7 protein-coding genes are annotated in these 14,087 nt (G+C 67.5%); 1 reads left to right on the top strand and 6 read right to left on the bottom strand.

The window, feature by feature from the left end; translation table 11 throughout:
• Positions 1–55: 55 nt before the first annotated feature.
• From DEJ09_RS04140 to DEJ09_RS04130, 3 genes are read right to left on the bottom strand one after another with little or no spacing between them, the layout of a single operon-like run.
• Positions 56–1,288 carry a type II secretion system F family protein gene (locus tag DEJ09_RS04140; RefSeq protein WP_111087732.1) on the bottom strand — a complete coding sequence of 411 codons (1,233 nt, stop codon included), beginning with the start codon at positions 1,286–1,288 and terminating at the stop codon, positions 56–58.
• Positions 1,288–2,892, bottom strand: coding sequence for a type IV pilus twitching motility protein PilT (locus DEJ09_RS04135; RefSeq protein WP_309146927.1), 1,605 nt, complete (start codon positions 2,890–2,892; stop codon positions 1,288–1,290). Before DEJ09_RS04135 ends, DEJ09_RS04140 begins: the two co-directional genes overlap by 1 nt.
• A 20-nt stretch (positions 2,893–2,912) precedes the next feature.
• On the bottom strand, positions 2,913–4,580 hold the full coding sequence (locus tag DEJ09_RS04130; protein ID WP_027466747.1) for a GspE/PulE family protein: 1,668 nt from the start codon (positions 4,578–4,580) through the stop codon (positions 2,913–2,915).
• A 401-nt stretch (positions 4,581–4,981) separates the two neighbouring features.
• Between DEJ09_RS04130 and DEJ09_RS04125 the strand changes: the two genes are divergently transcribed.
• Positions 4,982–5,377 (top strand): VOC family protein, encoded by a 396-nt coding sequence (locus DEJ09_RS04125; protein WP_071245506.1) that lies wholly within the window; start codon positions 4,982–4,984, stop codon positions 5,375–5,377.
• Positions 5,378–5,506: 129 nt separating this feature from the next.
• On the opposite strand, the gene rpoC is transcribed toward DEJ09_RS04125, so the two are convergent.
• The 3 genes from rpoC to DEJ09_RS04110 form a co-directional block, all read right to left on the bottom strand.
• Positions 5,507–9,388, bottom strand: a complete 3,882-nt coding sequence (gene rpoC, locus DEJ09_RS04120; RefSeq protein WP_110863230.1) for a DNA-directed RNA polymerase subunit beta' — start codon at positions 9,386–9,388, stop codon at positions 5,507–5,509.
• Positions 9,389–9,432: 44 nt separating this feature from the next.
• The gene (gene rpoB, locus DEJ09_RS04115; protein WP_071406174.1) at positions 9,433–12,921 is read right to left on the bottom strand and encodes a DNA-directed RNA polymerase subunit beta; all 3,489 of its coding nucleotides are present in this window, start codon (positions 12,919–12,921) and stop codon (positions 9,433–9,435) included.
• A gap of 385 nt (positions 12,922–13,306) precedes the next feature.
• A complete protein-coding gene (locus DEJ09_RS04110; RefSeq protein WP_111087731.1) occupies positions 13,307–13,960 on the bottom strand; it encodes a hypothetical protein in 654 nt (217 codons plus the stop codon).
• Between the last annotated feature and the right edge of the window lie 127 nt (positions 13,961–14,087).

The raw sequence follows: 14,087 nt of genomic DNA, 5'->3' as shown, positions 1-14,087 counted from the left end.
CCCCAGTGCGGGGGAGGGTCGATATCGACAATGCCCCCGCATGGGGGTGGAATGACTAGGAAGCGTTCTGCACGACGTTGGTGATCTGGAAGATCGGCATGTAGAGCGCGATGATCATCCCGCCCACCACAACGCCAAGGAACGCGATGAGCAGCGGCTCGATCAGCGAGGTGAGGGCGTCGGTGGTCGCCTCGACCTCGGCGTCGTAGAACACCGCGATCTTCTCGAGCATGATCTCGAGGGAACCGGCGTCTTCACCGACCGCGACCATCTGCGTCACCATTGCCGGGAAAACCGATTGTGCGGCGAGCGGCACCGCGATTGATTCACCTTTCCGCACGGCCTCTGCGACATTGTCGAGCGCGTGCTTCACGACGAAGTTGTTCGACACTTCCCCGACGATCCGCAATGCCTGCAGAATGGGAACACCGGCGCCGATCATGTTCGAGAAGTTGCGAGCGAACCGAGCAATGACGATCTTCTTCTGCAGCGGGCCGAAGACCGGCAGTTTCAGGGTGATCGGATCGATGAACGCTCGGACGCGTTCGGTGTTCTTGTTCGCTCGCCACCAGAGCCACGCCAGCACGACGACGATCGCGAGCGGGATCGCGACGTACCGCATGGCGTGCGAGAGGGAGACGAGGATCTGCGTCGGCAGCGGGAGCGTTCCGCCGAGCGAAGAGAACATGTCCTGGAAGATCGGGACGATGAAGATGAGCATGATGGCGACCGCCACCAGTGACATCACGAGCACGACCACCGGGTAGGTCATCGCCGACTTGATCGTCGAGCGGAGCTTGTGCTCCTTCTCGAAGTTCGTCGCGATGGAGTCCATGGCCTGGTCGAGGAACCCGCCGGTCTCCCCCGCACGGATCATGTTGATCATGATCGGCGGGAAGTCGACCGGGTACTTCGCGACGGCGTCGGAGAACGAGACGCCGCGCTCGACGTCGTCACGGACCTTGCCGAGGATGTCCTTGAGCTTCTTGTTCTCGGTCTGGTCGGACAGGATCGTCAGGGTCCGCAGGAGCGAGAGCCCCGAGGTGAGCATCGTCGAGGCCTGCCGCGACATGATCGCGAGGTCCTTGAGGCCGACGCCCTTCTCGAACCCGGGGATCTTGATCTCGGTCTGGAGCCCGGTGCCGGCCTTCGCCTCGGTGACGGCGATCGGTGAGACGCCCATGCCCCGGAGGCGCTGGACGACGGCCCCCTCGGACGCGGCGTCGAGGCGGCCCTTGACGAGCTTGCCGGCGCCGTCACGCCCGCGGTAGTCGAACGCGAGTGACATCAGTAGCCTCCGGAGAACTTGTCGCCGAAGTCGATGCCGCTGGCGGCGATCGCGGCGGCCGAGGAGTCGGACGGGGACTCGACGCGCTGGACGAGCCGGTCGAAGCCCTCTTCGTCGTGCACCTTCTCCATCGCGGCCTTGCGCGAGATGGTGCCGACGTTGACCAGTTCGGCGAGGTCCTGGTCCATGGTGTGCATGCCGAGGTCACGTCCGGCCTGCATGGCGGAGGTGATCTGGTAGGTCTTGCCCTCGCGGATGAGGTTGCCGATGGCCGGGGTGATCGTCATGATCTCGGTGGCGACGACGCGGCCGACGCCGTTGGCCTTCGGGACGAGGGTCTGGCAGACGACGCCCTGCAGGGTGGCCGCGAGCTGGGTGCGGATCTGCCCCTGCTGGTGCGGTGGGAAGACGTCGATGACGCGGTCGATCGTGCCCGGTGCGCTCTGCGTGTGCAGGGTGGCGAACACCAGGTGACCGGTCTCGGCGGCGGTGAGCGCGACGGAGATGGTCTCGAGGTCGCGGAGCTCACCGATCAGGATGACGTCGGGGTCCTGCCGCAGCACGTGCTTGAGCGCCGAGGCGAAGGAGTGGGTGTCGGCGCCGACCTCGCGCTGGTTGATGATCGACCGCTTGTGGTCGTGCATGAACTCGATCGGGTCCTCGACCGTGACGATGTGGTCGGCACGGCTCTCGTTGACCAGGTCGATGAGCGCCGCGAGGGTGGTCGACTTGCCCGAGCCGGTCGGGCCGGTGACGAGGACCAGGCCACGGGGCAGGCCGGCGAAGTCACCGACGTGCGCGGGGATGCCGAGCTGCTTGAGCGTCTTGATCCGGGTGGGGATGATGCGGAACGCGGCGCCCCAGTTGCCGCGCTGCTGGTAGTAGTTCACGCGGAAGCGGTACTCCGGCGACAGCGAGTACGCGAAGTCGAGCTCCTGGTCGTGGTCGAACTGCCCGGCCTGTTCGACGGACAGCAGCGTCCTGAGTGCCGCGATGACCTTGCCACGCGACCACGCGCCTCCGGGCACGGCCGGCCGGAGCGAGCCGTCGACGCGGACGGTGGGCGGGGCGTCGGCCGTGACGTGCAGGTCGGAGGCCCCCTGGTAGACGACCTGCGCAAGTGCGGTGATGAGGTCGGGGTCGGCGACCTCGCGTGCGTGCCGGGCGAAGTCGATGTCACCGGCCGACGCCGCGGCGAGGGCCGGGGTCGGGGTCGGAGCAGGCTCAGCCGGTGTGGCGTGGTGCGCGCCGCTGTAGGCGATGGCCGGCAGCTGCTGGGTCGCCGGCTCGGCGTACCCGTAGGTGGCGGTCGACGACGGCACCGCGGCGGGCGGCGTCGCCGGAGCGGTGGCGGACTGCGCCACGGGCGCAGCGACCGGACCACCCACGGGACCGGCAACGGGACTGGCCACGGCCGTGCCGGTGGGCGTGGGCCACACCGCCGAGTCGTCCGTCAGGTCGTAGACCTGCTCGGGCGGGGTAGCGGCTGCCGCGGCCAGACGCGCGGCACGGCGGGAGCCGACCTCGGCGCCCGGGGTGCCGGGGTGCCATCCGGCGACGGGCTCGTCGCCGGGCATGGTGATGTCGTACACGGAGTCGGTCATCTGCTCGTCCTGTTCCCCGGTCACGCGACGACGCGCAGGATCTCGTCGACGCTCGTCATGCCGAGCTTGACCTTCTCGAAGCCGTCCTGGCGGAGCGTGAGCATGCCCTGCTGCTGGGCGACGCGGCTGATCTCCGCGCTCGAGGCACGACCGACGGCGAGCCGCTCGATCTCCTCGGTCACGGTCATGACCTCGTGCAGGGCGATGCGGCCGCGGTACCCGGTGTTCGAGCAGACGGCGCAGCCGACCGGGGCGAAGAACGCGGGCATCTCGTCGCCGGGGGCCAGGAACCCGAGCGCCCGGAGCTGCTCGATCTCGTACACGGCGGGCGCCTTGCACCGGTCGCACAGCCGGCGGGCGAGTCGCTGGGCGACGACGGAGTCGAGGGCGGACCCGACCAGGAACGGCTCGATGTCCATCTCGGTCAGACGGGTCACGGCCGACGGGGCGTCGTTGGTGTGCAGGGTCGAGAGCACGAGGTGCCCGGTCAGCGACGCCTCGATCGCGATCTGGGCGGTCTCGTGGTCGCGGATCTCACCGAGCAGCACGACGTCGGGGTCGGAGCGGAGGATCGAGCGGAGCGCGGAGGCGAACGTCAGGCCGGCCTTCGGGTTGACCTGCACCTGGTTGATGCCGGCCATCCGGTACTCGACCGGGTCCTCCACCGTGATGACGTTGATCTCGGGCTTCGCCACGGCGTTGAGGGTCGTGTACAGCGTCGTCGACTTGCCCGAACCGGTGGGACCGGTGACCAGGATCATGCCGTACGGCTTCGAGTAGGACCGCTGGTACGCCTGGAAGTTCTGCTCGAGGAGGTTGAGGTCCTTGAGGGTCAGCGAGGTGTTCGTGTTGTCGAGGATCCGCATGACGACCTTCTCGCCCCACACGGTGGGCAGCGTCGCGACGCGGAGGTCGATCTGCCGGCCGCCGTGCCGCACGGACATGCGGCCGTCCTGCGGCTTGCGACGCTCGGCGATGTCGATGTCGCTCATGATCTTCAGGCGGCTGATCACGCCGTTCTGGATGTTCTTCGGCGCGGGCGCCATCTCGTGCAGCACGCCGTCGATGCGGTACCGGATCCGGACCTCGTGCTCGCCGGGCTCGATGTGGATGTCGGACGCGTGGTCCTGGATGGCCTGCGACACCAGCAGGTTCACGAACCGGACGATCGGGACGTCGTCGAGGGCACCGTCGGCGATGTCGACCTGTGCCTTCGAGGTCGTCGACGCTTCTTCCTCGAGCGACGACGTCAGGTCGTTCAGCTCGTCATCGGCGCGCAGGTACCGGTCGAGGGCAGCGACGAGGTCACGCTCCTCCACCTGCAGCGGCTTGATCGCGCGACCGGACGCCGTCCGGGCGTCGTCGATGGCGAGCACGTTCGTGGGGTTCACCATCGCGAGGATGAGCAGGTCGCCCTCGAACCCGACGCCGAGCACACCGTGGCGCCGGCACAGGGCCGCCGGCAGGATCGACACCGCGGTGCCGTCGACGGGGTAGTCGCTCAGCGGGACGGTGCGTGAGTTGTTCGACGCGGCCCGGGCGGTGATGAACTGGGCCTCGCTCACGACGCCCTGGTCGACCAGGCCACGGATGGCGCGCTCGTCGAGGTCCTCGTCACCCGTCATCGCATCGAGGTGCTCGATGGGCAGGGCGCCGTTCAGGATGAGGATCTCGGACAGGGTCGCCATGAGTCCCGTGCCTCCTTGGACTCGCGCACGGCGAGACGTCGTCGGGTGATGCGCCACCAGGGATGTGGCGCCCGACCACGCTACTTCTGGGGCCCTCGCCGACCGCAGTCCCAGAAAGAGGGGGCGGAGGGGGTCCGGCTGCACCCAGAACTGGGGTCCACGACCGGTTCGGCCCCGGTCCGGGGGACGCCTCGGCCGGTTCGCGGTGGCCATCGGAGGGTGCATGTCCGCCAGCCTCCCGGACCCCGCGCCGCTCCCGGAGCCATGGCGAGCAGTCCGTGGAGAACGTCGGCTTCACACGGGGCTGTGGAGGAACGACGCCGCCGTCCGACGCGGGCCGGACAGCGCGGCACCGCGGAATCCCTCTCGACGCGCGCCCCCACCCGGGCACATGATGAGTCATGGACATCACGAGCGTGACCGTGGGGTTGCCCGTCAGCGACATCGAGGCGTCCTGCCTCTGGTACGGCGCGGTCTTCGAGCGCACCGAGCCGGACCTCGAGCCCGAGGACGGCGTCGCCGAGTACGAGGTCGGCGGCATCTGGATCCAGCTCTACGTCGACGAACAGGCCGAGGAGAACCCGGTCAGCGTCCGATTCGGCGTCGACGACGTCGCCGCGCAGCACGCACGCATCGGCGCGCTCGGCATCGACATCGGCCCCGTCGAGTGCGTCGACGGAGCGGTCGACTGGTTCGACGTCCGCGACCCCGACGGCAACGTGCTGAGCCTGTTCTCGCTGGTCGACGAGACCGGACGCGGTTCCGGCCGCGACAACGGCGCGGGCCGCGCGCTCTAGCCGCGACCCCACGGCGGACGGGAGGCCCGTGGCGGCCCCGCACCGCGCCTCCAGGCCGTCACGGGGTGACGACACGACGAAGGCCCCGCCTCCTTGCGGAGACGGGGCCTTCGTGGGATCACATCAGGCTCAGTTGTACGTGCCCGGCGTGAAGTCGTCCGACGAGAAGCTGTCGAAGTCGACGAAGCTCAGGTCGGCGTCCGAGAACGACGAGTCGTCAGCGAAGATGCGGTTGGGGTACCGCTCCGCCTTCGCCTCTTCGGTCGCGTTCACGTCCACGTCACGGTACCGGCTGAGGCCCGTCCCGGCGGGGATGAGCTTACCGATGATGACGTTCTCCTTGAGGCCGACGAGGTGGTCCTGCTTGCCCTCCATGGCCGCCTGCGTGAGCACGCGGGTGGTCTCCTGGAAGGAAGCGGCGGACAGCCACGACTCGGTCGCGAGGGACGCCTTCGTGATGCCCATGACCTCCTGGCGAGCCGAGGCGGTCTTGCGACCCTCCTGCAGCGCCGCACGGTTCAGCGCGTTGTAGCGCGACCGGTCGACGAGCTCACCCGGAAGCAGGTCGGTGTCGCCGTGGTCGACGACGGTGACCTTGCGGAGCATCTGGCGGACGATGACCTCGATGTGCTTGTCGTGGATCGGCACACCCTGCGAGCCGTAGACGTCCTGCACACCGTTGACCAGGTGCTTCTGGACCTCTCGGACACCCTTGACCCGGAGGACTTCCTTCGGGTCGACGGTGCCGGCGATGAACTGCTCGCCGAGCTCGACGTGCTGGTTGTCCTCGATGAGGAGCGTCGCACGCTTGAGCACCGGGTAGATGAACGGCTCGTCGCCGTTGTCCGGCGTGAGGATGATCCGACGACCCTTGTCCGTGTCCTCGACCACGACGCGGCCGGGGGCCTCGGCGATCGGGGACGCGCCCTTGGGGGTACGCGCCTCGAAGAGCTCCGTGACACGCGGCAGACCCTGGGTGATGTCGTCGGCCGAGGCCGAACCACCCGTGTGGAAGGTACGCATCGTCAGCTGGGTACCGGGCTCACCGATGGACTGCGCGGCGATGATGCCGACTGCCTCACCGATGTCGACCAGGTTGCCGGTGGCGAGCGAACGGCCGTAGCACTTCGCGCAGACACCGACGGCCGACTCGCAGGTCAGGACCGAGCGCACCTTGATGCTCTCGACACCGGCTGCCAGCAGCTTCTCGAGGAGCACGTCACCGACGTCCTCGCGAGCCTCTGCCACGACCGTGCCCTGTGCGTCCACGGCCTCGGTGGCCAGGGTGCGGGAGTACACGGTGTTCTCGACGCGCGGGTCGCGGACGAGCTTGCCGTCGGCGTCCACGGTCGCGATCGGCAGCTCGAGGCCACGCGTCGTGCCGCAGTCGTCCTCGCGGATGATGACGTCCTGCGAGACGTCCACGAGACGACGGGTGAGGTACCCGGAGTCCGCGGTACGGAGCGCGGTGTCGGCAAGACCCTTACGAGCACCGTGGGTGGCGATGAAGTACTCCGCCACGGTCAGGCCCTCGCGGTACGAGTTGATGATCGGGCGGGCGATGATCTCGCCCTTCGGGTTGTTCACCAGACCACGCATACCGGCGATGTTTCGGACCTGGAGCCAGTTACCACGAGCACCGGACGACACCATGCGGTTGATGGTGTTGTCGACCGGGAAGTTGTCGCGCATCTCCTGCGCGATCTCGTTCGTGGCCTCGGTCCAGATCTTGATCAGGTCGGCGCGACGCTCGGAGTCGGTGATCAGACCCTTGTCGAACTCGCCCTGCACCTTGGCGGCCTGGATCTCGTAGCCCGCGATGATCTCCTTCTTGCGAGGAGGCGTCACGACGTCCGACAGGGCGACGGTCACACCGGAGCGGGTGCCCCAGTAGAAGCCGGCGTCCTTGATCCGGTCCAGCGCAGCGGCCGTCTCGGTCTTGGAGTAGCGCTCGGCGAGGTCGTTGACGATCGCGGAGAGCACGCCCTTGTCGGTGACCTTCTGGACGAACGGGTAGTTCGCCGGCAGGGTCTCGTTGAAGAGCGCACGGCCCAGGGTCGTCTCGAGCAGCACGGTGTCGCCCTGCTCGTAGCCCTCGGGAGCTTCACCCTCGGCGAAGTGGACACCCGTCATGCGGATCTTCGCCATCGCGTTGAGGTGCAGCGTGTGCTGGTCGTTGGCCAGGATCGCCTCGGCGACCGAGGAGAACGCACGGCCTTCACCGACGGCGCCCTCGCGGACGGTCGTCAGGTGGTGCAGACCGATGATCATGTCCTGTGCGGGCAGGGTCACCGGACGGCCGTCGGACGGCTTCAGGATGTTGTTCGAGGCGAGCATCAGGATGCGGGCCTCGGCCTGGGCCTCGACCGACAGCGGCAGGTGCACGGCCATCTGGTCACCGTCGAAGTCCGCGTTGAACGCAGCACACACGAGCGGGTGGAGCTGGATGGCCTTGCCCTCGACGAGCTGCGGCTCGAACGCCTGGATGCCCAGACGGTGCAGCGTCGGCGCACGGTTCAGCAGGACGGGGCGCTCGCGGATGATCTCCTCGAGCACGTCCCACACCTGCGGACGCGAACGCTCGACCATGCGCTTGGCCGACTTGATGTTCTGCGCGTGCGACAGGTCGATGAGGCGCTTGATCACGAACGGCTTGAAGAGCTCGAGCGCCATCTGCTTGGGCAGACCGCACTGGTGCAGCTTCAGCTGCGGGCCGACGATGATGACCGAACGGCCCGAGTAGTCGACACGCTTGCCGAGCAGGTTCTGGCGGAAACGACCCTGCTTGCCCTTGAGCATGTCGCTCAGGGACTTCAGGGCGCGGTTGCCGGTACCCGTGACCGGACGACCACGACGACCGTTGTCGAACAGCGCGTCAACGGCTTCCTGCAGCATGCGCTTCTCGTTGTTCACGATGATCTCGGGGGCACCGAGGTCGAGCAGGCGGCGGAGACGGTTGTTGCGGTTGATCACACGACGGTAGAGGTCGTTGAGGTCCGACGTGGCGAAACGGCCACCGTCGAGCTGCACCATCGGGCGCAGCTCCGGCGGGATGACCGGCACGACGCCGAGCACCATCGCGGCCGGCGAGTTGCCGGTGGCGAGGAAGGAGCTGACGACGCGCAGACGCTTGATCGCGCGGATCTTCTTCTGGCCCTTGCCCTCGGCGATCTGCAGACGCAGTGCCTCGGCCTCGGCGGCCAGGTCGAACGCCTCGAGCCGGAGCTTGATCGCCTCGGCGCCCATGTAGGCGTCGAAGTAGATCCCGAACCGGTCCTGGAGCTCGTGGAAGACGGCGTCCTCGGGCTTGAGGTCGCCCACCTTGAGGTTGCGGAAGTCCTCCCACACACGCTCGAGACGGGTGATGTCCTCGTCGAACGACTTGCGGACCTGGGACATCTCCTTCTCGGCGGTGTCCTTGGTGCGGCGCTTGACGTCGGCCTTCGCACCCTCTTCCTCAAGGGCTGCGAGGTCGTCCTCGAGCTTCTTGAGGCGGTCAGCGATGATCGAGTCGCGCTGGCCCTCGAGGGTCTTGATCTCGAGACGCATCTCGTTCTCGAGACCCGGCATGTCCGCGTGACGGCCCTCTTCATCGATGTCGATGATCATGTACGCCGCGAAGTAGATGACCTTCTCGAGGTCCTTCGGCGCCATGTCGAGGAGGTACCCGAGGCGCGACGGGACGCCCTTGAAGTACCAGATGTGCGTGACGGGGGCAGCGAGCTCGATGTGGCCCATGCGCTCACGACGGACCGAGGACTTGGTGACCTCGACGCCGCAGCGCTCGCAGACGATGCCCTTGAACCGGACACGCTTGTACTTGCCGCAGGCGCACTCCCAGTCGCGGGAAGGACCGAAGATCTGCTCGCCGAACAGACCGTCCTTCTCGGGCTTCAGGGTGCGGTAGTTGATGGTCTCCGGCTTCTTGACCTCGCCGTACGACCACTGACGGATGTCCTCGGCGGTCGCGAGGCCGATCCGAATGGCGTCAAAGGAAGTTGCTTCGAGCAATGTTCTTCTCTCTTGCTGATTCAGGCTTCGATGTACGGGCGGGATCAGATGTCGTCGACAGAGGACGACTCGAACCGCGAGGAGATGTTGATGCCCAGCTCCTCCGCAGCGCGGAAGACCTCGTCATCGTTGTCGCGCAGGCTGACCGCCTGGCCGTCGGCCGAGAGGACCTCGACGTTCAGGCAGAGCGACTGCATCTCCTTCATGAGGACCTTGAAGGACTCGGGGATGCCGGGTTCCTGGATGTTCTCGCCCTTGACGATCGCCTCGTAGACCTTCACGCGGCCGAGGATGTCGTCGGACTTGATCGTCAGGAGCTCCTGGAGGGCGTAGGCGGCGCCGTACGCTTCGAGCGCCCACACCTCCATCTCACCGAATCGCTGTCCACCGAACTGCGCCTTACCACCCAGCGGCTGCTGCGTGATCATCGAGTACGGACCGGTCGAACGCGCGTGGATCTTGTCGTCGACCAGGTGGTGCAGCTTGAGGATGTACATGTAGCCGACCGAGACGGGCTCCGGGAACGGCTCGCCGGAGCGGCCGTCGAAGAGCTGCGCCTTGCCGGACGAGCCGATCAGGCGCTCGCCGTCGCGGTTCGGGAGGGTCGAGTCGAGGAGGCCCTCGATCTCGCGCTCGTACGCACCGTCGAACACCGGGGTGGCGACCTTGGTGCCGGGCTCGGCGCTGTGCGCTGCCTCCGGCAGGTTCTCGGCCCAGTCCTGGATGCCCTCGACGTTCCAGCCCTGCTTGGCGAGCCACCCGAGGTGGATCTCGAGCACCTGGCCGAAGTTCATGCGGCCGGGGACGCCGAGCGGGTTGAGGACGATGTCGACGGGGGTGCCGTCGGCGAGGAACGGCATGTCCTCGACCGGGAGGATGGTCGAGATGACGCCCTTGTTGCCGTGACGACCGGCGAGCTTGTCACCCGCGGTGATCTTGCGCTTCTGGGCGATGTAGACGACCACGCGCTGGTTGACACCAGAGCCGAGTTCGTCGTCACCGTCCTGCGAGTCGAACACCTTGACGCCGATGATCGTGCCCTCTTCACCGTGGGGCACCTTGAGCGAGGTGTCGCGGACTTCGCGCGACTTCTCGTTGAAGATGGCACGGAGCAGACGCTCCTCGGCGCTCAGCTCGGTCTCGCCCTTCGGCGTGACCTTGCCGACGAGGATGTCGCCGGGGCGGACCTCGGCACCGATGCGGATGATGCCGCGCTCGTCGAGGTCGGCCAGCAGGTCCGGGCTGACGTTGGGGAGGTCACGGGTGATCTCCTCCTTGCCGAGCTTGGTGTCGCGGGCGTCGACCTCGTACTCCTCGATGTGGATCGAGGAGAGCGTGTCGTCCTTGATGAGGTTCTGCGACAGGATCATCGCGTCCTCGTAGTTGTAGCCCTCCCACGGCATGAACGCGACGAGGAGGTTCTTGCCGAGCGCGAGCTCGCCGTTCTCCGTCGCGGGACCGTCGGCGATGACCTCGCCCTGCTCCACGCGCTCGCCTGCGGAGACGATGACGCGGTGGTTGTAGCTCGTGCCCTGGTTGGAGCGGTCGAACTTGCGCAGGTAGTAGGTCTGCGTGCCGCCCTCGTCGAGCTGCAGGGTGACGGCGTCGGCCGAGACCTCGGAGACGACACCGGCCTTGTCGGCGGTGACGACGTCGCCGGCGTCGATGGCCGTGTAGCCCTCCATACCGGTACCGACGAGCGGCGACTCGGAACGGAGCAGCGGGACGGCCTGACGCTGCATGTTCGCACCCATCAGGGCGCGGTTCGCGTCGTCGTGCTCGAGGAACGGGATGAGCGACGTCGCGACCGACACCATCTGGCGCGGGGAGACGTCCATGTAGTCGACCTCGTCCTTGGCGACGAGTTCGACCTCGCCACCCTTCTTGCGGACGAGCACCTTGTCGTCGGCGAAGTGGAAGTCGTTCGTCAGCGGGGCGTTGGCCTGCGCGACGACGAAGTCGTCCTCTTCCGAAGCGGTGAGGTAGTCGATGGTCTTCGTGACCTCGCCGTTGACGACGCGACGGTACGGGGTCTCGATGAAGCCGAAGGAGTTGATCCGACCGAAGGACGCGAGCGAACCGATCAGGCCGATGTTCGGGCCTTCCGGGGTCTCGATCGGGCACATGCGGCCGTAGTGCGACGGGTGGACGTCACGGACCTCGACGCCGGCACGCTCACGGGACAGACCACCCGGGCCGAGGGCCGAGAGACGACGCTTGTGCGTCAGGCCCGCGAGCGGGTTGTTCTGGTCCATGAACTGCGACAGCTGGGACGTTCCGAAGAACTCCTTGATCGCGGCGACGACCGGACGCACGTTGATGAGCGTCTGGGGGGTGATCGCCTCGATGTCCTGCGTGGTCATGCGCTCGCGGACGACGCGCTCCATGCGGGACAGACCCGTGCGGACCTGGTTCTGGATGAGCTCGCCGACGGCGCGGATGCGACGGTTGCCGAAGTGGTCGATGTCGTCCACGTCGAGGCGCAGCTGCACCGGCTCGCCGTCACGGACGCCGTCGATCGTGGTGCGCTCAGCGTGCAGCGACACCAGGTACTTGATCGTCGCGACGATGTCCTTGACGGTGAGCACCGAGTCGGACAGCGGGGCGTCCATGCCGAGCTTGCGGTTGACCTTGTAGCGGCCGACCTTCGCCAGGTCGTAGCGCTTCGGGTTGAAGTAGAAGTTGTCGAGGAGCGCACGCGCGGCCTCGGCAGCGACCTGCTCGCCCGGGCGGAGCTTGCGGTAGATGTCCTTGAGCGCCTCTTCCTTCGTGAGGACGGCGTCCTTCTCGAGGGTCGATTCGATCGACGCGAAGCCCTGGAACTCGTCCATGATCTCTTCGCTCGTCAGGCCGAGGGCCTTGAGGAAGACGGTCACGGACTGCTTGCGCTTGCGGTCGATGCGCACGCCCACCTGGTCGCGCTTGTCGATCTCGAACTCGAGCCAGGCACCACGCGACGGGATGATCCGCGCCGAGTAGATGTCCTTGTCGGAGGTCTTCTCCTGCTGGCGCTCGAAGTACACGCCGGGCGAACGGACGAGCTGCGACACGACGACGCGCTCGGTGCCGTTGATGATGAACGTGCCGCGTTCGGTCATGAGCGGGAAGTCGCCCATGAAGACCGTCTGCGTCTTGATCTCACCCGTCATGTGGTTCATGAACTCGGCGTTGACGTACAGCGGAGCGGCGTAGGTCTTGCCGCGCTCCTTGCAGTCGTCGATCGAGTACTTCGGGTCTTCGAGCTCCGGCGCGGTGAACGAGAGCTGCATGGTCTCGCCGAGGTCCTCGATCGGGGAGATCTCCTCGAAGATCTCCTCGAGCCCCGAGTGCAGTGCGAGGTCGGTACGACCCTGCTCCTGCCCTTCGGCGAGGCGGGCCTTCCAGACGTCGTTGCCGACGAGCCAGTCGAAGCTCTCCGTCTGGAGTGCGAGCAGATCAGGAACCGTGAGGGTGTCCGTGATCTTGGCGAACGAGAGTCGCGAGTGGTTGCGACCGTTCTTGGGGTTGGTGGATGCGTTGGGCGCAGCAGCCAAGGGTGTGACCTCCGGTAGGCCCCGTCGGGCCGACACTGACGAGCAGTGTGTAGGTGAGTGGATTGATCGCTCGGCGAACCCTGAGATGCAAGCCCTGCGACCACGCCGACGCGTGCCTTGACGCGGAACGTCGGTGCACGTGTGGGATGATCTCCGTGAGCGGTACCCGCCGCCATATACGGGTCCGGCTGCACCAGGGCGAGATGAGTTTCTGTCTCAGAACTCTGCGTCGACCGCAATATGACGACACGGATGCCAGGGAGCGCGAACTGTCATCATAGTTCGCTCCGTGGCGCGCTGTCCAGTCCCGGCTTGACCGGATTCGGCAGTGGCGTGTATAAGCCGCCACACGCCGCTTCCATTCCCCTGCTCAGCCGGGCTCTGATCAACCCAGACGCTCGCGCTCGACGCGATCCGCGCCTCCCGGCCCGCCCGGCAGTCCGGCCAGCGCACGGAACGCGTCCTCCGGGCGACGCGTGCGGACGAACGTGACCCGGCCCCGGTCGTCCGTGAGCTCGATCCCGAGCCCCGGCGTGAGGATGAGCGCACGCTCGCCGCGACGGATCCGCAGGCCGACACCGCCGTAGGTGGCAGCGTCCGCCTCGACCAGGCGGACGTCGGTGATCCGCCGGCGCGGGATGCGCCGCGGCGGGAGCGGACGGAAGTGCAGGGTCACGTGCCGCTCGGTGACGGTGAACCCGGCCCGGGCGAGCAGGAGCAGCGACCCGAGGGCGACGGCGAGCAGGGCCGGCACCAGCAGGGCGACCTCCGGCGCGTCCCCAGGCCAGCCGAGCACGGCGGCGGACAGCCCGGCGCCGCCGAGGAGCAGCGCCGTGCCGACGACCCGCATCCAGGTCGGTGCCGTCTCGCGGTCGGCGTGGAACGGCAGAGAGGCGCGGAACGGCAGGGCGGCGCTGGACGGACGGGCGGCACGGGACGGCCGGGAGGCCCGGATCACCCGGGTGGGTCGGCTCCCGGACCGGCGCGTGTCCGGGGTGGCGAGGCGTGCAGTGGGCACGCTCATGGTGTCGGCGGTCATGACGGAGGTCTCCTGCGGCGGATCAGCAGTGGTGCACTCGTCATCGGGTGCGGTGCGTTCGACGGCCAGCGCGCGCGGGTGGCCGGAGGGGTGGCGCGCAGCAGCACGCCGACGGCGCGCACGCTCG

Source organism: Curtobacterium sp. MCLR17_055 (assembly GCF_003234305.1).
GTDB lineage: Bacteria > Actinomycetota > Actinomycetes > Actinomycetales > Microbacteriaceae > Curtobacterium > Curtobacterium flaccumfaciens.
Note: the sequence above shows the minus strand (reverse complement) of the source record. Positions and strands in the feature narration are given on the sequence as shown.

Excerpts from the sequence above, each read along its gene's own strand:
- DEJ09_RS04130 (WP_027466747.1), bottom strand. The coding sequence starts at position 4,580 with ATGGCGACCCTGTCCGAGATCCTCATCCTGAACGGCGCCCTGCCCATC.
- DEJ09_RS04135 (WP_309146927.1), bottom strand. The coding sequence starts at position 2,892 with ATGACCGACTCCGTGTACGACATCACCATGCCCGGCGACGAGCCCGTC.
- DEJ09_RS04140 (WP_111087732.1), bottom strand. The coding sequence starts at position 1,288 with ATGTCACTCGCGTTCGACTACCGCGGGCGTGACGGCGCCGGCAAGCTC.
- DEJ09_RS04110 (WP_111087731.1), bottom strand. The coding sequence starts at position 13,960 with ATGACCGCCGACACCATGAGCGTGCCCACTGCACGCCTCGCCACCCCG.
- DEJ09_RS04125 (WP_071245506.1), top strand. The coding sequence starts at position 4,982 with ATGGACATCACGAGCGTGACCGTGGGGTTGCCCGTCAGCGACATCGAG.